This window comes from Vibrio sp. R78045, from assembly GCF_042466085.1.
GTDB lineage: Bacteria > Pseudomonadota > Gammaproteobacteria > Enterobacterales > Vibrionaceae > Vibrio > Vibrio cyclitrophicus.
In genome coordinates, this window is record NZ_JAXHBS010000013.1 from 1,203,257 (window position 1) to 1,223,057 (window position 19,801).

The 19,801-nt window shown below is 43.8% G+C and carries 21 protein-coding genes; 10 read left to right on the top strand and 11 right to left on the bottom strand.

Translation table 11 applies throughout. The features are described 5' to 3' along the window. Nucleotides 1-227: 227 nt before the first annotated feature. The 4 genes from SJY39_RS15940 to SJY39_RS15955 form a co-directional block, all read right to left on the bottom strand. Entirely contained in the window at nt 228-1,013 is a 786-nt protein-coding gene (locus SJY39_RS15940) for a DeoR/GlpR family transcriptional regulator (protein WP_010431787.1), read from the bottom strand. Between the two features lie 276 nt (nt 1,014-1,289). Further along, nucleotides 1,290-2,816 carry a glycerol kinase GlpK gene (glpK, locus tag SJY39_RS15945; protein WP_016767362.1) on the bottom strand — a complete coding sequence of 509 codons (1,527 nt, stop codon included), beginning with the start codon at nt 2,814-2,816 and terminating at the stop codon, nt 1,290-1,292. Between the two features lie 59 nt (nt 2,817-2,875). Next, complete coding sequence (locus tag SJY39_RS15950) at nt 2,876-3,727, bottom strand: MIP/aquaporin family protein (protein WP_010431784.1); 852 nt, start codon at nt 3,725-3,727, stop codon at nt 2,876-2,878. A 511-nt stretch (nt 3,728-4,238) separates the two neighbouring features. Continuing rightward, the gene (locus SJY39_RS15955) at nt 4,239-4,670 is read right to left on the bottom strand and encodes a PACE efflux transporter (RefSeq protein ID WP_010431783.1); all 432 of its coding nucleotides are present in this window, start codon (nt 4,668-4,670) and stop codon (nt 4,239-4,241) included. A 126-nt stretch (nt 4,671-4,796) separates the two neighbouring features. On the opposite strand from SJY39_RS15955, the gene SJY39_RS15960 reads away from it, so the two are divergent. Next, nucleotides 4,797-5,684, top strand: coding sequence for a LysR family transcriptional regulator (locus SJY39_RS15960; protein WP_010431782.1), 888 nt, complete (start codon nt 4,797-4,799; stop codon nt 5,682-5,684). A gap of 97 nt (nt 5,685-5,781) precedes the next feature. Here SJY39_RS15960 and arsB read toward each other — a convergent pair whose 3' ends face one another. The 3 genes from arsB to SJY39_RS15975 form a co-directional block, all read right to left on the bottom strand. Further along, the gene (arsB, locus tag SJY39_RS15965) at nt 5,782-6,837 is read right to left on the bottom strand and encodes an ACR3 family arsenite efflux transporter (protein ID WP_016767363.1); all 1,056 of its coding nucleotides are present in this window, start codon (nt 6,835-6,837) and stop codon (nt 5,782-5,784) included. Nucleotides 6,838-6,942: 105 nt separating this feature from the next. Beyond that, nucleotides 6,943-7,284: a helix-turn-helix transcriptional regulator gene (locus SJY39_RS15970; protein WP_016767364.1), complete on the bottom strand. Its 342-nt coding sequence runs from the start codon at nt 7,282-7,284 to the stop codon at nt 6,943-6,945. A gap of 134 nt (nt 7,285-7,418) precedes the next feature. Next, a complete protein-coding gene (locus tag SJY39_RS15975; RefSeq protein ID WP_016767365.1) occupies nt 7,419-7,943 on the bottom strand; it encodes an HPP family protein in 525 nt (174 codons plus the stop codon). Between the two features lie 140 nt (nt 7,944-8,083). On the opposite strand from SJY39_RS15975, the gene SJY39_RS15980 reads away from it, so the two are divergent. Further along, a complete protein-coding gene (locus SJY39_RS15980; RefSeq protein WP_016767366.1) occupies nt 8,084-8,656 on the top strand; it encodes a TetR/AcrR family transcriptional regulator in 573 nt (190 codons plus the stop codon). A gap of 78 nt (nt 8,657-8,734) precedes the next feature. Further along, a complete protein-coding gene (locus SJY39_RS15985; protein ID WP_010431776.1) occupies nt 8,735-9,532 on the top strand; it encodes a Cof-type HAD-IIB family hydrolase in 798 nt (265 codons plus the stop codon). Between the two features lie 90 nt (nt 9,533-9,622). Here SJY39_RS15985 and SJY39_RS15990 read toward each other — a convergent pair whose 3' ends face one another. Then, entirely contained in the window at nt 9,623-10,822 is a 1,200-nt protein-coding gene (locus SJY39_RS15990) for an MFS transporter (RefSeq protein WP_010431768.1), read from the bottom strand. Nucleotides 10,823-11,024: 202 nt separating this feature from the next. Between SJY39_RS15990 and SJY39_RS15995 the strand changes: the two genes are divergently transcribed. Together SJY39_RS15995 and SJY39_RS16000 are read left to right on the top strand one after the other, a co-directional pair. Further along, a complete protein-coding gene (locus SJY39_RS15995; RefSeq protein ID WP_010431765.1) occupies nt 11,025-11,672 on the top strand; it encodes a DsbA family oxidoreductase in 648 nt (215 codons plus the stop codon). A 34-nt stretch (nt 11,673-11,706) separates the two neighbouring features. After that, nucleotides 11,707-12,915, top strand: coding sequence for a winged helix-turn-helix domain-containing protein (locus SJY39_RS16000; protein ID WP_016767367.1), 1,209 nt, complete (start codon nt 11,707-11,709; stop codon nt 12,913-12,915). 63 nt (nt 12,916-12,978) lie between these two features. On the opposite strand, the gene SJY39_RS16005 is transcribed toward SJY39_RS16000, so the two are convergent. Continuing rightward, nucleotides 12,979-13,917, bottom strand: coding sequence for a LysR substrate-binding domain-containing protein (locus tag SJY39_RS16005; protein WP_016767368.1), 939 nt, complete (start codon nt 13,915-13,917; stop codon nt 12,979-12,981). A gap of 106 nt (nt 13,918-14,023) precedes the next feature. Between SJY39_RS16005 and SJY39_RS16010 the strand changes: the two genes are divergently transcribed. The 3 genes from SJY39_RS16010 (at nt 14,024) to SJY39_RS16020 (ending at nt 15,862) form a co-directional block, all read left to right on the top strand. Beyond that, a complete protein-coding gene (locus SJY39_RS16010; RefSeq protein WP_016793231.1) occupies nt 14,024-14,347 on the top strand; it encodes a putative quinol monooxygenase in 324 nt (107 codons plus the stop codon). Between the two features lie 3 nt (nt 14,348-14,350). Continuing rightward, nucleotides 14,351-15,325, top strand: coding sequence for a Gfo/Idh/MocA family protein (locus SJY39_RS16015; protein ID WP_016793230.1), 975 nt, complete (start codon nt 14,351-14,353; stop codon nt 15,323-15,325). Between the two features lie 198 nt (nt 15,326-15,523). Then, entirely contained in the window at nt 15,524-15,862 is a 339-nt protein-coding gene (locus SJY39_RS16020) for a hypothetical protein (protein WP_010431750.1), read from the top strand. Between the two features lie 327 nt (nt 15,863-16,189). On the opposite strand, the gene SJY39_RS16025 is transcribed toward SJY39_RS16020, so the two are convergent. Both SJY39_RS16025 and SJY39_RS16030 read right to left on the bottom strand, forming a co-directional pair. After that, nucleotides 16,190-16,405, bottom strand: coding sequence for a hypothetical protein (locus tag SJY39_RS16025; protein ID WP_016767370.1), 216 nt, complete (start codon nt 16,403-16,405; stop codon nt 16,190-16,192). A gap of 179 nt (nt 16,406-16,584) precedes the next feature. After that, entirely contained in the window at nt 16,585-17,343 is a 759-nt protein-coding gene (locus tag SJY39_RS16030; RefSeq protein WP_016793229.1) for a DeoR/GlpR family DNA-binding transcription regulator, read from the bottom strand. Nucleotides 17,344-17,623: 280 nt separating this feature from the next. Here SJY39_RS16030 and ltnD point away from each other — a divergent pair, with 280 nt between their 5' ends. Together ltnD and otnK are read left to right on the top strand one after the other, a co-directional pair. Continuing rightward, nucleotides 17,624-18,538, top strand: a complete 915-nt coding sequence (gene ltnD, locus SJY39_RS16035) for an L-threonate dehydrogenase (RefSeq protein ID WP_010431740.1) — start codon at nt 17,624-17,626, stop codon at nt 18,536-18,538. A gap of 2 nt (nt 18,539-18,540) precedes the next feature. Then, on the top strand, nt 18,541-19,797 hold the full coding sequence (otnK, locus tag SJY39_RS16040) for a 3-oxo-tetronate kinase (protein WP_016767372.1): 1,257 nt from the start codon (nt 18,541-18,543) through the stop codon (nt 19,795-19,797). Nucleotides 19,798-19,801: the final 4 nt, after the last annotated feature.

Consider the following 19,801-nt stretch of genomic DNA (forward strand, 5'->3'; position numbering starts at 1 on the left):
ATTGAATCCTATATTAACTTTCGTTTGCGGTCATTTATTATTTTCGTTTATGAGCGTTTTATGTGATTTGTGCATAAAAAAACCTCTGCTTATGAAAGCAGAGGTTCAAATAAGTCTAATTCGAGCATAGAAGCGACAGTGACAACGAGCAAGTTTTACTTTATTAACTTTTCTATAAAGAATCGTGATTCATTTAAGAAAGTGGCGTCACTGAGTTATTTTTTGATTTATACGCTCATAGGACGAGCGGTATCGATCACTTCTAATGGTATTGCAGAATCTTTAAGGATGTTGAGAATCTCTTCTGGTGGTTGCTTGTTGGTAAATACCATGTGCGCTTGAGATATGTTACCAAGCTTAACCATCGCGTTACGGCCAAATTTACTGTGATCGACCGCTAAGAAAATACTGCGGCTATTATCGATAATCGCTTGTTTTACGCGAACTTCATGATAATCAAAGTCAAGCAGTGAACCATCAAAGTCGATGCCGCTGATGCCCAAGATACCGAAGTCGAGACGGAACTGCTTTACAAAATCGAGTGTCGCTTCACCGACAATACCACCATCGCGGTTTCGTACTTCGCCGCCCGCCAAGATAACCTTAATCTCAGGGTTCGGCAGAAGGATACTTGCTACATTGATGTTGTTGGTCACGACTCGTAACTGTTTGTGGTTTTTGTTAAGTGCTCGGGCAACGGATTCTGGTGTAGTTCCGATATCGACGAATAGAGTTGCGCCATCTGGAATGTGCTTAACCAATTCATCCGCAATTACGTCTTTTTCGTTAAAGTTAAGTGCTTTACGCGTGTTGTAAGAGGTGTTTTCTGAGCTTAAAGGAATGGTTGCACCGCCATGATAGCGACGAATTTTGTTGCTGTCAGCGAGCTCATTTAGGTCACGTCTGATGGTTTGAGGACTTACATCAAACTTCTCTACCAACTCTTCGGTACTCACATACCCTTGTGTTTTAACCAGGTCGACTATCTGCTGGTGTCTTGGTATTTGCTTCACTTTACTTACCACTCCCTGCACGCTGCTGTGTTTTAGCGCACTTAATTCTAAATATCACCTCGCGCTATTGTGCTCGAATTGATACTCAGAGAGAAGTAATGATGGTAAGGAATCATGTCTAAACCGCAAAAACGAAGCTCAAAATGTAGAAATAACCACTGAAACGCAAAAAAGAGCACAAGATTGTGCTCTTTTTGGTTTCGTTTACTGAGAATCGAATAACCGGTTTAGTTGGGTACGTTTATTCGTATCTTAGTTTTAGTCTGGGCATTTGGACTAGTCTTGACCTTCGTCTTCATTGTGAAGCTCAGACCAAACTTGCGCACACTTGATTGCGCGTTTCCAACCTTTGTAACGGCGGTTGCGTTTTTCTTCATCGTGATGTGGCATAAACGTACGGTTTAGTACGGCTTTATCTTGAAGCTCATCAATACTGCCCCAGAAACCAACCGCTAGGCCCGCAAGGTAAGCAGCACCCAATGCCGTTACTTCTGTTACTTCAGGACGGTGAACTTCAGTATCCAATACGTCTGATTGGAATTGCATTAGGAAGTTGTTTGCTACTGCGCCCCCATCAACACGTAGGTTGGCTAGCTTAATACCAGAGTCAGCTTGCATTGCGTCTAATACGTCGCGAGTTTGGTAAGCAATGCCTTCCAGCGTTGCACGAATGATGTGGTTCGAGTTCACACCACGAGTCAGGCCAACAATCGTACCACGAGCATAAGCGTCCCAGTATGGCGCGCCAAGACCAGTAAAGGCAGGAACAACATACACACCATTTGACGAGTCTACTTTCGTTGCAAAGTACTCAGAATCTTCTGCGCCAGCCAGTAGCTTCATTTCATCACGTAGCCATTGGATTGATGCGCCGCCCATAAATACCGCACCTTCAAGTGCGTAAGCTGGTTCGCCGTTAGGGCCACATGCTAGTGTTGTTAACAGGCCGTTCTTAGATGTGACTTTCTCTTGGCCGGTGTTCATTAGAAGGAAACAACCTGTGCCGTAAGTGTTCTTAGCTTGGCCTGCTTCTACACACATTTGACCGTAAAGAGCGGCTTGTTGGTCGCCTGCAATACCTGCGATTGGAATACGAGTACCACCTTTACCACCAAGGTTCGTTTGGCCGTAAACTTCTGAAGAACGTTTTACTTCAGGCATCATTGACGCTGGAATACCCATTTCGTCTAGCAGTTTGTTATCCCAGCATAGGTCGTTGATGTTAAATAACATAGTACGTGACGCATTGGTGTAATCCGTAACGTGAACACGTCCTTGAGTCATCTTCCAAACCAACCAAGTATCAACCGTACCAAACAGTAGTTTGCCAGCTTCAGCGTCTTCGCGAGCGCCTTCAACGTTGTCTAGAATCCATTTTACTTTTGTACCTGAGAAATACGGGTCAAGGACTAAGCCAGTATTGTCACGTACGTAGTCTTCTAGGCCACGCGCTTTTAGGTCTTCACAGATGTCTGCTGTACGGCGACACTGCCATACGATTGCGTTATAAACCGGTTTGCCTGTTTCTTTGTTCCAAACAATGGTGGTTTCACGTTGGTTAGTGATACCAATACCCGCTAGCTCATCGCTGCGGATGCCGGCTTTAGCAAGTGCTTCAACCAATGTAGAGCTTTGAGTTGCCCAGATTTCCATTGGATCGTGTTCAACCCAACCCGCTTTCGGGTAAATCTGAGTGAATTCTCTTTGAGAAGAGCTAACGATGTTTGCATCGTGATCGAGGATTACAGCGCGAGAACTTGTGGTGCCTTGGTCTAGGGCAACAATGTATTTTTGCTCGGTCATGGTAAGAATCCTTTTTGTCTTGTTATTTATATTTTAGTAAATGTAGGGGCGCTTAGGGATTAAGCTTGAGCTTGTTCAGCTTCTTCTGTATCACATTGGTTTGGAATGGTGCAGCCTTGGCCTTCAATTGGCAGGTAAGCACCGATAACTCGTGGGTATAACCAACCACCAAAACAGGCACCAGCAATTGGAGCAAGGATTGGTACGATGAAGTAAGGGATATCACGAGCACCTGTTAGTGCGAAATCCCAGCCTGCAAAGTAAGCAAACAGTTTTGGTCCAAAGTCACGAGCAGGGTTCATTGCAAAACCAGTTAGTGGACCTAAAGAACCACCGATAACCGCGATCAGTACACCAATTAGTAGAGGGTTCATTGCGCCGCGTGATGCGCCGTTGTTCTCATCGCCTAACGCTAAAATAGCGAACATCAAAACAGCAGTAATCACAAATTCCACAGCAAAAGCGCCAAAGAAAGAAAGTGAAGCATGTGGGTATGTTGAGAAAATACCGGCTGTTGATAGTGCATCTTGGCTGCTACGTACGAAGTTATGTGCAATTTCGTAGTCGGTGAATAGGTTACTGTACAGGCTGTAAACCAATGCCGCAGAGCAGAATGCACCAAGTAGCTGAGAAATGATGTAAGGCACAACTTTCGCTTTATCAAAACCGTGGAACATTGCTAAGGCAATAGTCACTGCAGGGTTGATATGAGCGCCAGAAACGCCAGCTGTACAGTAAATGGCGATTGCTACGCCGAAGCCCCAAATAATGCTGACTTCCCATTGTCCGAATGTTGCACCAGTTAATACCAGTGCCGCCACACAGCCAACGCCAAAGAATATGAGCAAGCCTGTACCGATAAATTCGGCTAGGCATTGCCCGAATAAAGAAGGGTGTTTGTTTGTTGTCATGTTCGAGTCCTTGTTAGTTTTTGCTTATCTAGCACGTGCATTGTGCATATATTTGCGAACTCGAAAACAAACGAACATTAAAAGTGAGCGTTTGAGCATAAATTTGTTAATTAAAGTCACTTGAAATGTTAATCCGAACACTTTTGTTCGAAAAAGAAGCTCGCATGAACGTCATTGCTTGAATTGATATGTTCCGTGGTCGCTAAAACTACCTGTATGTAAGTGAATGCACAACTGGTACGAGGAGCCTTCTGTTGGGATTTGTGACGGTACTTCGTGGATGGTGGATTATTAAACTGAAATTTTGTGGACTTTGTAGCGTTCTCAATATGTTAGAAAAGCGTTAACAAACAAGGTGATATTGTCTAAATGAATAAACTACCAAACCCGATGTGGTTTGGTAGTTCGTTTTTTTGGTTTTCTTTTCTAAGCATTAAGCATTAAGCATTAAGCATTAAGCAGTTAATCACTTGAGCATTCAAGAACTAAGCATGAGCGATCGAATGGTTGATTAACTTAGTGCACGGACTTTTCCTTGAGCGACAAAGTAATCCCGAACCGAGTCATACACCCAGTTAAAGCCAATTGCATACAACACGAAGAAAACCACTAGGCCAATGTCCATGATCAGTACAGTTAAGAAATTGAGCTGCAGGACCCACATCAAGACAGGTAGAGTTACTGTCATCAAGCCAAGTTCGAAACCTAGTCCATGTAGTACGCGTGTTTTCTTGGTTCGTTTACTGCGGTCTGCTCCGAATACCTTGTCGTAGCCGTAGTTGTAAACATAGTTCCAAGCCATTGCGATTAAAGACATAGCGAGTGCCAATCCTGCCATTTTCCCCGCGCCATCCCCAGTTATGTAAGTTGCAAGCCCTGCCATCAAAATCAAAGCTGCTAATTCAAATAGCACCATGTGTAACATGCGTTCTTTATGTGACATCTTTTACTCTCTTTATATTTTCTAGCCTCTATGAGCTAATGACTTGTTTAGATAATATCTATTTAAGTGATAATATAAAGATAGTTATCATCAAATATGGTGATAGTAAGTGTTGGGAGATACCGAATGTACAACATTGAACAGCTAAAAATGTTTGTGTATGCCGTTGAATTAGGGTCATTTTCTGCAAGTGCTCGCCAACTTGGAAAAGTGCAATCGGCGGTGAGCCAAGGCATCAGTAATCTTGAAATAGATTTTAATGTTAAGCTTTTTGATCGTTCGACTCGAAAGCCCTCACTAACCAAAGCGGGCGAGCAGTTATTTAAACAGGTCAAAGCAATCGTGCTTCAGGTTGAAGACCTGAATGTGACGGTTAATGCGATGGGGAGCGGTGAAGAAGGACTCATTAAAATTGCATTAGATGATTCATTATTGGTCCCGAACCTATCTAAAATCCTAAGTGAGTTTAGTAAACAGTTCCCTGCGACTGAAGTTGAACTGGTGGCGTGTACCACAACAGAGGTTAATCCGTTGATTATCGAAGAGAGGGCTGACATTGGATTAATGTTTACCAACTTGGCTTTTGACGTCGGATCTGAGCCATGTTTTATCGGTCACTTACCGTTTATTGCTGTGTGTCACCCAAGTCATGCGCTCGCAAAAACAGGTGTTGCGAAACTCTCTGACTTACTTCCGCATCGTCAGTTAATGTTGAGGGGAGACAAAGGTAAGGTGATGGATCAGTTTCCGCTGATTGCCGGAAAGGTATGGTGGTCAAACAGCTTTATTGTTATCAAAGAGGTGGTGCTCGGCAGTGATATTGGTTGGGCTTATTTACCCAAACACCTTGTCGAAGAGGAGTTGGATAAGCAACGTTTAGTAGAGATTAATGTCTCATTCGATCACAAAACATGGTCGCCACCCGTTGATCTTGTTTTGTCTAAAACACGCTCGAAAGGTCCTGCATTACTTTGGCTTGAACAGGCCCTGAAAGGCTTATTGGACGAAACGTAAACTGGACGAAACTGAATAAAGAAAAGGCTCACCGTTTAACGTGTGAGCCTTTCTGTTTTATGTGATGCAGTTTTTTGTTAGTGCTAGATGCTAGATGCTAGATGCTAGCTTTAACGGTTTGACCGTTGTAGTACTTGTCTTTCATCTTAAGCGCAACGTTCACTAGGTAAATCAGTACTGGTACTTCAATCAGTGGACCGATAACGCCTGCAAACGCTTGGTCTGAGTTGATACCGAATACAGAGATTGCTACGGCAATGGCTAACTCAAAGTTGTTGCCTGTCGCTGTGAAGGCAATTGATGCGTTCTTGTCGTACTCAATGCCCATCTTCTTACCAATGAAGAAGCTGATGAAGAACATCGCTGTGAAGTAGATAGTCAGTGGAACAGCAATCAACAATACGTCCATTGGCAGTTCAACAATCATCTCGCCTTTTAGGCTGAACATCAGAACGATCGTCGCCAGTAGCGCAATCAGTGTGATTGGTGAGATGCGTGGAATGAACACATCGTTGTACCACTGCTCGCCTTTCATCGACACAAGGATCTTACGGCTTAGGAAGCCCGCTAGGAATGGGATACCTAGGTAGATAAGAACACTGTGTGCAATATCGATCATCGAGATATCAACCATCATGCCTTCGTAACCAAATACTGGTGGAAGAATGCTGATGAATAGCCATGCCATAAAGCTGTAGCTCACCACTTGGAATGCACTGTTTAGAGCAACCAATGCCGCACCGTACTCTTTGTTACCGCCGCCGATGTCGTTCCAAACCAGAACCATTGCCACACAACGAGCAAGACCAATCAGGATCACACCGACCATGTAACCTGGGTGATCACCCAAGAACGTCAGCGCCAATACAAACATTAGGATAGGGCCAACCAACCAGTTCATGATCAGAGACAGTTTAATGGCTTTCTTATCTTTTACCACAGTGCCCAATAGGCTGTAGTTAACCTTAGCCAAAGGTGGGTACATCATTAAGATAAGGCCAATCGCAAGTGGAATGTTGGTAGTACCAACCGACATCGATTCATTCCACTGTTCGATCTGTGGGAACAAGGTGCCAAGCAGAACACCAAGCCCCATCGCAATAAAGATCCACAGTGTTAAGTAGCGATCTAGAAAACCTAACTTTGGTTTCATGATATTTTCTCTTTAGTTGATATCGTTAATCGTCGAAAAGCGATATTAAAAAACAAAAAAATACGCTTAGTTTGTTCTGTATTCGACAAACTAAGCGCGATGAATCTATTTTAATATGGTATCGATTAGCGTCTCAAATTGCTGAATCTTATCTCGATTAATGCGGTAGCACATTTTCGGTGGTATCGATTCAGCAGTGATGAAACCAGAGCTTTTCAAGATTCTTAGGTGCTCTGATACTGTTGATTGCGCCAAACCTAATTCGCTAACCAAGTCGCTGTTCAAGCAGCCCCCCGATTTTTCTAGCGTTGAAAGGATACTCAATATACGAACTCTTGCCGGGTGAGCAAGCGCTTTGGCCAGAGCCGCCATTTGCGTTTCAGCTTCGGCATCACCATGTCCGATTGGTAGAGCACAGCCACCAGTTGTAGGGCAAGTTTCGTTCATATTGATGTTTCGCTTTCTATAATCGTTAAAAGACGATTAATAGTAAGCCCATTTTATATAAGGGTCAATGTGATCTTTCAATTTGCTTTTAAATTGGATGTCAAAATCCATATTTATCATTGAAATTCAATGGACTAAGACTTGGATGAACCAAACCAGTATAACGGCCACTTTTGTTGTGAATCGCTGTTATTCAATAGCGCACTGATACCAATCAAAGCGATGCTGCCTACTAATACGGGAGTGAATAAGAACGTCCAATCCACATGCGTGGTACCCGCTAAAGCTATCACAATCGGATTAGCGCCAGCGGGTGGGTGAACCGCACGAAAGTATTGCATTAGCATGATGGATGAGCCGACAGCGATTGCCATGGTCAAATAAGAATCCCCAAAGCCATATAACGCGATTAAGCCCACAGCAGCCGAAATAAAGTGACCCGCAATGACGTTTCTAGGTTGAGCTAACGGCGATGTTGGCACCGCAAACAGCAGTACGCACGTCGCACCAAATGGAGCCATTAACCACGGGAACCCAGAGCTTTCTGCTAATAAGCACAAGATTAAGATACCGAGCGTACCGCCAATAAAACCTTTAACAAGCTGGCTTATGCTTGCTTTCGGAGGAAGGGCTCCACCACCAGATAGTTTGTTGATCATAATCGTTTCCTCTTCGTTTTCTGTTTTTTATTGAAAGTGTACAGATCTGTACTGTTTGATTTGGATGATACAGATCTGTACACTTCTTGCAACGAGAAATTGAGCTCTACGATTTCAGAGCGAGTCGAGGTTGATGAACGATGAGTAAAAAAGATCTGATTCTGGATGTAGCAGAATCGTTGTTTAATCAGTTTGGTTATACCGCTGTTGGGGTGGATATGATTAGAGATGAGGCAGCGGTTTCCAAAACATCCATGTACCGCCACTTTGGATCGAAAACCAAGCTGATTGAAGCCGTGTTAGAAAGGCGTCATCAGCGTTTCGAGTCGAGTTTAGAAGCGGCACTATCATCAACTTCTGGATTACAAAACCAACTCGATGCGCTGTTAGATTGGCACCTTGCATGGTTTGAACAACCTGACTTTAAAGGCTGTATGTTCATGCACGCGCTGGCTGAATTTAAAGAGTCTGAAGATGACATTGCGATGCTCTCGCGACAGCACAAGGTTTGGCTCAAAAATAGCATTCGTGATGTGTTAAGAGGTAATAAAGAAGTCGACACTGCAATACTCGAATTACGCAGTGAATCGGTTATGACTTTTATCGAAGGACTTATTGTAAGAGGTGAATTTGGTCAGCTTGATTCAAAGTCAGACTCAAACAGACAAGCCTACCGAAAAGCATTGCATTCACTGGCTATTCTAGCGATATAATCGAACGCAGAACCGTTACACAAGATAACGAAAAATCATAATTTACACTTTAATCTTTACTTATAGGTAAGCCCTGAAATGCCACAACAGAACATCAAATTTATCGCTGCTGATATGGACGGCACTCTGCTTAATGAACACGGAAAGTTAGACCCAGAATTCTTCAATCTTTATGAGCGACTAGAAGCTCAAGACATCATTTTTGCTGCGGCATCGGGCCGCCAGTACTACAGCTTGATGGAAACTTTTTCCCCGCTAAAAGATCGCATGATGTTCGTTGCTGAAAACGGCACATTAGTGATGCACAAGGGCCAAGAGCTTTACAGCTGCTTACTTGATACTGATGCCATCAAAGAAATCATTAAAGAAGCGCGTGCGATTGAAGGCGCGCATGTAGTGCTATGTGGTAAGAAATCAGCGTACATCGAAACCAAAGATGAGCGTGCTCTGGCGGAGATCTCTAAGTACTACCATCGCCGAGAGCAAGTAGAAGACTTACTGGCGGTAGAAGACGATTTCATCAAGGTGGCTATCTGTCACTTCGACGGTTCACAAGAGAAAGTGAACCCAACTATTGATGCCAAATTCGGTGAGAACTACCAAGTGGTTGTGAGTGCAAAAATTTGGTTGGATGTGATGAACGCTGAAGCGTCAAAAGGTGCGGCGATTAAGCATCTACAAAACACATTAGGTTTCACTTACGAGCAGACCATGAGTTTTGGTGATTACCTGAATGACTTGGAAATGCTTAAAGAGAGCTACCACTCTTACGCGATGGAAAACGCGCATCCCAAGTTAAAAGAGATCGCACGTTTTAGCGCGCCAAGTAACGTCGATGCCGGTGTATTCCAAGTACTTGAGAAGTTGCTAGCGTAACGCGGTTAAGCTCAATCCGATTTTTATCAAAGCCAACTCGTGAAGATGAGTTGGCTTTTTTGTTGGTGAGCCTGAGCTTTATAATTCGTCTTAACATTGATTCGCCAACGTACATTCAGGTTTGATTTGTTTACCAAGTTTACTCATCCAAAATGTAGCAGCTAGAACCACAATCCCTGCAATGATAAAACCGTACACAATGGCATCTGCTTGCGCCAATACCGCAATCAACACATAGCTTAGGCTTTGTGTGAGTGTGGCAAATAGGGCTAGCCCTCCATCCACTCTTCCTCGCTGTTTCATTGCCACCGCGTGGTGCATCCAATTGGTACGTGCGATTCTATTGAGCGCGTTGAATGCCCCGAAGATGAATGTCAGCACAATGATATACGCTGGGTTTTCTACTTGGCTCATGAGCAGTAAAGAGACGGCGATAATCACCATGGCTAATTGGATGATTGTTTTGTGGGAAGCGGACTTTAGAATTAATGGTAAAGACACGCCAATGATCAATGCACCCATGCCGAGTGAGATGTTGTAAAGCGCGAGCCAATCTCCGGTCACATTGAGCTCTGAAAACCAGATAGGAACCAATCGACTTAAAAAAGTCATCATCGGATATGAGAGACAAGAAACAATCAGGAATCCGTAGAATTGTGGCGACTGAGAAAATACTTCTTTAATCTCGGTTAGCTGCTGCTTGAAAGGTGCGTTGACGCTGTCCTTGATTCGTCTTCTGTACGGTGTCATTAGGTAGCTGATAGCTGAAATGGTCGAAGCAATACCTGCAAAAATCGCAAACTCATTGATGCTCCATTGTTCTAGTAGCACAACGCCCAAAGCCCCAGCACCTAATGTTGTCGACTGCAGAATAATTTCTTGGTGGCTAGAGATTTTGGCGTATTCGTGGTGATCGTAATTTTCTTGTGTAAAGGCGTTGTTGGTGTGCCATGCAAGGCTACTTGAGACCCAAAAGATCAGCTGAGCCGCACCTAACACCATAATCGAGCCAAATCCGAGCCAGTATATAGCTGCGACAATAAATGCGGTTGAAGCTTGAATTATCTGCGCGATGATCAGAATGTGTTTACGAGAATGGCGGTCGATCAACGCAGAAAAATACGGGGTTACTAGAAAAGTTGTGACGGTACAAAGCAGGGCGGTCAGTGCGACAAAAGTCCCCATGTTAGGTGTCGCTAGCATTAACCAAGGCAGCGCTAACATAAACAGCCCTGAGCTGATGCCATCAAAGAAACGTCCGGTAAGGTAGGGTGGTGTTTTTCTCTTCATATCGTTGTCTCATAGTCTCTGTTTTGCATAACTCTACAACTTAAAGTTAACTTTAAGTCAAAGGTTAATTGGCAGAAGTTGAAGTTATTTTGGAGGGAAGATATTGATATTTGAACGATTGTTCATCTTGTTGTAGTCTAATCAGAAAGATGGGTATTCACTTTGAATTGGATACACTTTACTAACGACATTTGGAATGACGATGAGCAATAAACTTCAACTCGATATTATTTCTGACGTAATGTGCCCATGGTGCGTGGTCGGTTACAAAAACTTAGAACAAGCCATTGCTGAGCTTAGCTTGGCAGGTCAAATTGAACTTGAATGGCAGCCGTTTGAGCTGAACCCTGATATGCCGCAAGAGGGTGAAAACATGCGAGACCATATCATGAGAAAATACGGTTCTAGCGCAGAAGAGAGTCAGCGTTCACGTGAGCAGATCGTGGATCGTGGTAAAGCGGTTGGGTTCGACTTTAACTTCTATGAAAGTATGAGAATGGTGAATTCACGTCATCTGCATGTACTTCTCGACTTTGCGCTAGCGTATGGCAAGCAGACTGAGTTAAAGCTACGTTTCTTTCATGCACATTTTACAGAAGAAAAAGATCTGTCTGATCTTGAGGTTATTGCTCAAGAACTTGAAGCGGTTGGCTTGGATTCTAATAAGGCATTGAAGCGTCTAAAGAATACCGATAACTTGAAGAAAATCCAAGCTCAAGAGTTTGAATGGCAACGCATGGGTATTTCAGCGGTGCCAACAGTGGTATTCAATCGTAAAAGTGCGGTAACAGGTGCTCAGACGGTAGAAACGTACAAGCAAATTCTTCAAGAACTTATTGCTGAATCATAAGCCGATCATTGATATCAATTAGAGTCTGAATCTCATGGAATCACTGTCACTCGCTCAGGCGCAAAAAATGGTACTGCTTTCGCAGAAATTGCCACCTAAGAAGCTGCCGCCTAAAAAGCAACGTAATGGCGGCTCCTTGGCGAATACGCTGTCTGCGATTGAAAACCTTGGGTATGTGCAAATTGATACCATCTCTGTGATTCAGCGAGCTCACCATCATACGCTGTGGAATCGTAATCAAGACTATCAGCTTGATCATCTCGACAAGCTGTTAGAGCGTCGAGAGGTGTTTGAGTATTGGTCGCACGCCGCCGCGTATTTACCCATGCGTGACTTCCGATTCAGCCTACATCGCAAGAGTGGATTCGCAAGCGGTAAGCTTAAGCATTGGTATAAAAAAGACGATGCCCTGATGGCGCATGTTCTCAAACGTATTGAGAGCGAAGGGCCGTTGATGGCGAAAGACTTTGAAGGGGATAGGCCAAACCCCGGTGGGTGGGGCGGTAAACCGGCCAAGCAAGCATTGGAAACCTTGTTCATGCAAGGCGATTTAATGGTGCCAAGCCGAGTGAACTTTCATAAAGTGTATGACTTAACCGAGCGAGTTTTACCGAGCGGAATTGATACCTCTGAACCGACTGAACAAGAGTACATCGAGCATCTGATAACTCGTTATTTAGAGGCTAACGGAGTTGGAATAGCGTCGGAAATGAGCTACCTACTCAAGAACACAAAGCCTCTTATTCAGAAAACACTCCAACAGATGTTTGAAAATAATCAGGTGCTGAAAGTGGATGTTCAAGGTTCTGATTACTATGCTCTGCCGGATGCCTTTGACCTGTTGAATCAACCCCTTTCTAGAACCAAACTAAAGATACTGTCGCCATTTGATAATTTGTTGATTCAACGTAAACGAATGCAATCATTGTTCAACTTTGACTACCTCCTTGAGTGCTATGTGCCAGAGGCCAAGCGTCAGTTTGGTTACTTTAGTTTGCCTATTCTGTGGCAGGGTGAGCTGGTGGCACGAATGGATTGCAAAGTTGATAGGAAGAGTGGCTTACTCAATATTCGTAACTTGGTTGTTGAAGATCGAATCAAAAACCATGAATTATTAATTCACGCCTTATGCGATGAGCTTAAACACTTCATGGTGTTCAACCAATGTGATGAGATGGTCGTCCATAACACTACTCCTTCTGAGCTTGGTAAGCACTTGATGAGTCATTGGCAAATGGTTTAGCGTTCATCGTTGCTTTAAAGCCATTAGTAACGCAGCCCACCTTAGTTACTCAGATCACTCTAGTTATTTAGAAAGCTCGGCTAACAAGAACTCGACAAAGGTTCTGTTCTTCAACGACAGTTGCTTGGTCTTGTAGAGTAAGTGAATAGGTTTGGGTAACGGTGCCATGCCGGGCAAGATCTCCAATAGCATTCCACGCTCAATTTCTTCGGCAACTAAGATAGTCGGCTGTAACAATACGCCTACGCCTTGAAGGGCAGCATATCGCAACACATCCCCATTGTTCGACATCAAACGTACTTGCCCTTTATTCACCGCGCTATGCGTTGCTTGGTGGTTCTGAGGAGCTAGGAGTTGCGATTCACTGCTTTGCGCACCCCGCGCTTGTGTATCTCGACCACTCACATCACGACGACTGCTATAGCTGAATCCAAGCGATGGGTGTTGTGCAAGGTCTTCCAACACACGGATTTCTGCATGTTGGTTAAGGTACTCAGGAGCCGCGCAGTAACACATCTCATAATCCCCTAAGTATCTAGCGACTAAACTAGAGTCAGATAGATCGCCGATTCGCACAATCAAATCAATATCGGATGAATAAGGGTCGACAAGGTCATTGTTCAACACGAGTTCGACGTTGATCGTTGGGTGATTTGCGAGGAACTTAGCCACTATCGGGGCAAGTACCTTGTTTCCATAGGTGACCGGGCAGTTTATTTTTACCGTGCCTTGAGGCTGGTTTTCCAAGGTTTGAATCAGGTTTTCAGCATTGCTGAGGTCTTCAAGAATTCGTTTACATTCTCGATAATAAAGCTGACCTGAATCGGTTAAAGATTGCTTACGCGTGGTGCGATGAATCAGCTGAGAGTTAAGGCTCGTTTCAAGGTGGTGGACATGTTTACTGATCATGGTTGCCGACAGGTTGAAGTGGTTGGCGGCGCTGCGAAAGCTGCCTTGCTCCACTACGTAAACGAAGACCTTCATGCTAGTTAACTTATCCATTAAACACTCTCAGTTGATAAATAATAAACAAAAGGTGAGTTTATCAATTATTAGGGGTTAATTATATTAATGGCAAACCGATAATTAACTTAAATAAGAGCGTGAAATGCCTCAAACAAACGAAACCATCTTTGTGACTGCCGAACTTAAGATCAAAACCAACATTGAAAGTGAGGCTGCGGTTGAAGCTATCGAGCAGTTTTGCCTAGACATGCAAAGCGAACCTGGCTGCCTACAAGCAATTGCGACCTATGATCAAAGCCAAAGCGATCGTGTGATTTTGCTTGAGCAATACGCAAACCGCGAGGCTATTAATCAGCACTTTGTGATGCCTCATACCCAAGCGTTTATTGAGCGTGATATTACGGAATTGGTGCAAGCATTTGAAACACAACGTGGACCTATCAAAACACAAGAGCAGGAGATCTAAGACATGAAATGGGGAATCCTAGGAACCAGTTTTATCTCAGGTGTAATGGCCGATGCGATTAAAGGTGATGCTCAAAGTGAATTGTATGCCGTCGCTGGACGCACAGAGAAAACACTCAATGAGTTTGCTGCACAGTACCAGCCAACACGAACCTTCAACAGCTACGAAGCCTTGATTGAAGACGAGTCGGTCGGCATTATCTACATTGCTCTTCCAAACCACGTTCATCACGAATACGTGATTAAAGCGGCTCAAAAAGGCAAAGCTATCTTGTGTGAAAAGTCTCTGTCGGTTGATATGGAAAAAACCGAGCAAGCTTTGCAAGCAGTGAAAGAAGCGGGCGTATTCTTCGCTGAAGGTCTGATGTACCTAAACCATCCACTGATCGCCAAGCTTCATCAAGAGCTAGCGACAGGTGAGATTGGCGAAGTGCGCTCTATTCAAGGTTCCTACGTTGCGGCGATTGATCAGTTCGTTAACCCTGCGAGCAAGGGTGCACTGTACAACTTGGGTTGTTACCCAATGTCTCTGATTCACTCTGTCGCGCAACAACAGTTTGGTGAGAGTGTGTTTGATGATGTGCAGATCTCAGCAATCGGTCGACGAGGTCAAGATGGCAATATCTGTGAATCGTCGGCGATGATACGTTTTAATGACCACTTCACCGCGCAAATTCATACTGCAGAAGACCACGGCTTAAAGCATGGCTTCACGATTCTAGGCAGCAAAGGCTGCATCACTCTTGATACTAACCCATGGTTATCGACCGAAGAAAACTCGTTTACGGTAGAGATCTATGAAGCGTCGACACGTGAAGTGAAAGTTGCAGCCCAAGGCGACGGTTTCCACTATCAAGTTCGTAATATTCGCCAAGCAGTTGAGCGAGGTGACACACAACTTGCTGCGCCAATGGCGACCCATCAAGACTCGCGCGTAATCATGAAGCTATTGACCGATTGGGATCTCGCGGCGAGTTAGTGTCTTAGTCAATTCTATATTCGCCTCATGCTTGATAGCCTTGTCAGTGATCAAGCAGGAGGCGTTTCCTCTATATCTTCTAGCCGACTCTCCTAATAAATACTTTGCATTTGAAACTGCCACAGTGTCCAATGTCGGTTAAGACAACATTGACAGAAAAACCTTATTTTTTAAGGTGTTAAATAGGACCTTTGCCGCATGCGTAAATCAGACAAGAAGATCGAGAATCAAATCAGAGATGTGTTAAATGATGTTTGTGAAGATACACTGAAAGGCTTCGATGGTTTTTTGTGGGTGACTCACTCGGTCAACTTCTCTTCATTCCCACAAAGTTTGAAAATTGTCTGTGTATTCGATACCAACCAGGATAGAACGAACTTCTTAAATGGCGAAGGTCAACAGAGTGTCTCTGCGGCAATCCAACAAGCGTTCAATCAAGTTGGGATTCAACTGAAGAATATCGATAAGCACATCAGTTACGATACACAAGAAAATTGCGACCGAGACCATCAAGGGAAGTGGAATAAAAGGCTTTAATACTTTTTCTGCTTTAGAGCCCCACTGTGTTGTGATCAAAAGGTCGTGAAATGAAAAAAGCTTAAATATCGCTTAACAAGAACACACTGCTAAGTGTGTTCGAGCAACTTTTAATACCAGCCTTATGGCTATTCGCAGGAAGTGTCGTTTGGTTTGTTTGGTTTGTTTGGTTTGTGTGGGGGATTAACGTTGTCCCCTTTGACGATCCTTACCTCTCTGATACTGAGTATCAGCGTCTAATTAAGTAAGAAACTCAGCTGATCAATATCGGCCTATGGGTAGGCAAGCTTTATATCGCGTGTGTGGTGATGTTTTTTATTGTACGCGTTAGGAAAGTGCTTCGAGCCTCAAGCGATTGATGAAATCAGTAAGGGTTTCGCTTTGAACAACTTTTTGTATCAATTTGACCTGGGCTTCGGTCATGGTTTTCGCAAGTGCATTTTCTTGTTCGATGCGTTCCATTCGTTCACTAAACGTTTCGGTGTGCGCGGAAAATACAAAAGTAACGGGTAAAACCAATGCCAAAAGGCGCTTGAAAAACATAACCTAACTCGTTGAATGGACTCATGACTATTATGCCGACCAACGACAATATTATTAATGAATAAACACGCTTAACTGTAAAAATTATTTTTATCGAGTGTATAAATAAATGTTCTTGGAATTGGGTTATTCAGGCTCTGAATGTTTGGTTGGTGAGCCTGAAAATTGATGAGGATCCGTTACGAATTAATGACCTTAATACCTTTGTCTTGAAGTTCATCAATCACACTACTCGAAAGATCAATATCGGTGATCACGCCATCAAGCGCGCTTAAATCTAAGGCGTGGAAGGTAGCGATGCGCCCGTATTTGGTTGAGTCTGAAATCAGATAGTTTGAATTAGCTGCTTGAACAATGGCTTGTTTGACTAACACCTTATTTTCACAAGGTGTCGAGAGCCCTTTTAGATTCCAAGATGAAGAAGAGATAAACGCAATATCAATATTCATCCCTGCCAAAAACTCAGCCACTTTACCCCCAATACTCGATTGATTTTCACGGTCAATCTTGCCACCAGTATGGTAAATATCAGATTGTGTGTTGTTCATTAGGTACGCGGCAATTGCGAAGTCATTGGTGATGATAAGCAGATCATCTCGCCCTGCAAGTTGGTGGGCGATCTCCAAAGAGGTTGTTCCAGCGTCTAAGTAGATAGTCGAATACTTAGGAACCAATTGAGCCGCTAGTTGACCTATTTGAGCTTTTTCGCTTGCTTGCTGTTCTACCTTTATGTCGTGTGACAATTCGCTGTGAAGTGCTTTAGTCAGCTGAACACCGCCCGAAACTGAAATCACTTTCCCTGATGTCTCTAGCTTTACGATATCCCGACGAATGGTCATATGAGAGACCTCTAGGTGCTCTACAAGCTCAGAAATACTGATCACTTCTTGGTGTGATAATAGTGACAAAATGGTTCTCTGACGTTCCGCTGGAATCATGATTCTTCTTCTATGTTCTTATTTTTCATCATCCTATCAATCTTTCTCTGTTTTGTGAATATCTGTGAATATCTGTTGTTAAATAGTAATTAGAACTGTGATAGTCGCCGAAATTACCATTATCAAATGCCTCGAAAGGGTTAAATTACTCATAAGTGTTAACTTTTGTTAAAAGTGTGACTTATCACTAAGTCGCATTCGATTGCTTCACATATAATCACAAACATAAACAATAATTAACAAATTTAGAGTTTAACAATTACGTGAAAGGCATCTTGCTATGAATGAAGTTCAATCTGTTGGTGTTATCGGTTTAGGTTCTATGGGCATGGGCGCAGCGAAGTCATGTGTGCGAGCAGGGCTTGATGTATATGGTTTCGATTTGAATCCGCAAGCGCTTGAAACCTTGGGTGAATATGGTGCAAAAGTGGTCTCGACAAGTGCGGTTGAGTTTGCAGACAAACTTGATTCTGTTTTGATATTAGTTGTGAATGCTGCTCAAGTTAACACGGTACTGTTTAAGACTGGTCTTGCGGCGGCACTAAGACCTAATACACCGATTATGGTATCGGCGACGATTTCCGCGGAAGACGCAAAACAAATCGAAGCTCAGTTATCTGAGTACGGTCTTGTGATGCTTGATGCTCCCGTTTCAGGTGGTGCAGTAAAAGCAGAAGCCGGTGAAATGACCATTATGGCTTCAGGCGCAGTAAGTACATTTGAAGCTCTGGCTCCTGTACTCGATGCAACTGCAGCAAAAGTCTACAACATTGGCGAAGCGGTTGGACTTGGCGCGACTGTGAAGATTATTCACCAGTTACTTGCAGGTGTTCACATTGCTGCAGGCGCGGAAGCGATGGCATTAGCGGCACGCGCAAACATCCCTCTAGATCTTATGTACGACGTAGTGACCAATGCTGCGGGCAATTCTTGGATGTTTGAGAACCGTATGAAGCACGTAGTGGATGGCGACTACTCTCCAAAATCTATGGTCGATATCTTTGTTAAAGACCTCAATCTAGTATCCGATACGGCTCAGGATCTTAAATTCCCACTTCCGCTATCCAGTGCAGCACTGAATATGTTTGTGAGCGCAAGCAATGCTGGCTTTGGACAAGAAGATGACAGCGCCGTTATTAAGGTATTCCAAGGTATTGATCTACCGGGTGTGAATACACCAAAAGTGGAGAAGTAATCATGTTATTAGGCGTTATTGCAGACGACTTTACTGGTGCGACAGATATCGCGGGTTTCCTTGTTGAAAACGGTATGCGCACTATCCAATTAAATGGCATTCCTACTGGTGATTTTGAGGTTGCAGCGGATGCGGTCGTGATCAGCCTTAAATCACGTTCTTGCCCCGTTGATGAAGCTATTACCGACTCCGTTGCCGGGCTTAAATGGCTACAAGCACAAGGCTGCCAACAGTTTTACTTCAAATATTGCTCCACTTTCGACAGCACGGCTGAGGGCAATATTGGGCCTGTCACTGATGCGCTTTTAGCGGAACTTGGGGAATCATTTACGATGGTTTGCCCTGCATTGCCAGTAAATGGTCGTACGGTTTACAACGGTCACTTGTTTGTTTTTGGTGAGTTGCTCTGTGATTCAGGTATGCGTTATCACCCTGTTACACCAATGACGGATTCAAGTGTGGTTCGAATGATGGACGCACAGTCAGCAGGTGTTTCCGGTTTAGTTAACTTTCAAACGATTGAACAGGGCTCTGATGCTGTTACCGCTCGTCTTAACGAACTCAAAGCTCAAGGTAGTCGCTACGCCGTGGTAGACGCATTTAATGCAGAGCACTTGGTGACGTTAGGTCAAGCGGCTAAATCTCTGAAACTAATCACAGGTGGCTCAGGCCTAGCTGCTGGTATTGCTAAAAATTGGACGAAACATCTTGCTGACCAAAGTGATGCAAAACATGCAGGTAGCCCAGTCAAAGCACCAACGGTTGTATTCTCTGGTTCTTGTTCAGTGATGACTAACCAACAAGTTGCGCTATACAAACAGCTTGCTCCTCACTTTGCTATCGATGTCAAGGCTTGCTTAACCAATGATCAATACGCCAATGAAGTATTCGATTGGGTGATGACTCATATTCAAAGTGAATTTGCACCGTTGGTATACGCGACGGCTGAAGCAACGGCACTAAAAGCTATTCAAGAAGAGTATGGCGCGCATGCCTCTAGTTATGCGGTTGAACAGTTCTTTAGCCAGCTAGCGATTAAGTTGCAGCAGAACGGAGTGAAGAACTTCATTGTCGCTGGTGGTGAAACCTCTGGTGTAGTGACCCAAAGCTTGGCTGTGAAAGGTTTTCATATTGGCCCTCAAATCGCACCAGGTGTGCCTTGGGTGAGGTCGGTTGAAGGTGATCTTTCATTGGCACTTAAATCTGGCAACTTTGGTGATGAAAACTTCTTCGCTAAAGCTCAATCATTCTTTTCATAAGCGA

Excerpts from the sequence above, each read along its gene's own strand:
- glpK (WP_016767362.1), bottom strand. The coding sequence starts at position 2,816 with ATGACCGAGCAAAAATACATTGTTGCCCTAGACCAAGGCACCACAAGT.
- SJY39_RS15950 (WP_010431784.1), bottom strand. The coding sequence starts at position 3,727 with ATGACAACAAACAAACACCCTTCTTTATTCGGGCAATGCCTAGCCGAA.
- SJY39_RS15955 (WP_010431783.1), bottom strand. The coding sequence starts at position 4,670 with ATGTCACATAAAGAACGCATGTTACACATGGTGCTATTTGAATTAGCA.
- SJY39_RS15960 (WP_010431782.1), top strand. The coding sequence starts at position 4,797 with ATGTACAACATTGAACAGCTAAAAATGTTTGTGTATGCCGTTGAATTA.
- arsB (WP_016767363.1), bottom strand. The coding sequence starts at position 6,837 with ATGAAACCAAAGTTAGGTTTTCTAGATCGCTACTTAACACTGTGGATC.
- SJY39_RS15970 (WP_016767364.1), bottom strand. The coding sequence starts at position 7,284 with ATGAACGAAACTTGCCCTACAACTGGTGGCTGTGCTCTACCAATCGGA.
- SJY39_RS15975 (WP_016767365.1), bottom strand. The coding sequence starts at position 7,943 with ATGATCAACAAACTATCTGGTGGTGGAGCCCTTCCTCCGAAAGCAAGC.
- SJY39_RS15980 (WP_016767366.1), top strand. The coding sequence starts at position 8,084 with ATGAGTAAAAAAGATCTGATTCTGGATGTAGCAGAATCGTTGTTTAAT.
- SJY39_RS15985 (WP_010431776.1), top strand. The coding sequence starts at position 8,735 with ATGCCACAACAGAACATCAAATTTATCGCTGCTGATATGGACGGCACT.
- SJY39_RS15990 (WP_010431768.1), bottom strand. The coding sequence starts at position 10,822 with ATGAAGAGAAAAACACCACCCTACCTTACCGGACGTTTCTTTGATGGC.
- SJY39_RS15995 (WP_010431765.1), top strand. The coding sequence starts at position 11,025 with ATGAGCAATAAACTTCAACTCGATATTATTTCTGACGTAATGTGCCCA.
- SJY39_RS16000 (WP_016767367.1), top strand. The coding sequence starts at position 11,707 with ATGGAATCACTGTCACTCGCTCAGGCGCAAAAAATGGTACTGCTTTCG.
- SJY39_RS16005 (WP_016767368.1), bottom strand. The coding sequence starts at position 13,917 with ATGGATAAGTTAACTAGCATGAAGGTCTTCGTTTACGTAGTGGAGCAA.
- SJY39_RS16010 (WP_016793231.1), top strand. The coding sequence starts at position 14,024 with ATGCCTCAAACAAACGAAACCATCTTTGTGACTGCCGAACTTAAGATC.
- SJY39_RS16015 (WP_016793230.1), top strand. The coding sequence starts at position 14,351 with ATGAAATGGGGAATCCTAGGAACCAGTTTTATCTCAGGTGTAATGGCC.
- SJY39_RS16020 (WP_010431750.1), top strand. The coding sequence starts at position 15,524 with ATGCGTAAATCAGACAAGAAGATCGAGAATCAAATCAGAGATGTGTTA.
- SJY39_RS16025 (WP_016767370.1), bottom strand. The coding sequence starts at position 16,405 with ATGTTTTTCAAGCGCCTTTTGGCATTGGTTTTACCCGTTACTTTTGTA.
- SJY39_RS16030 (WP_016793229.1), bottom strand. The coding sequence starts at position 17,343 with ATGATTCCAGCGGAACGTCAGAGAACCATTTTGTCACTATTATCACAC.
- ltnD (WP_010431740.1), top strand. The coding sequence starts at position 17,624 with ATGAATGAAGTTCAATCTGTTGGTGTTATCGGTTTAGGTTCTATGGGC.
- otnK (WP_016767372.1), top strand. The coding sequence starts at position 18,541 with ATGTTATTAGGCGTTATTGCAGACGACTTTACTGGTGCGACAGATATC.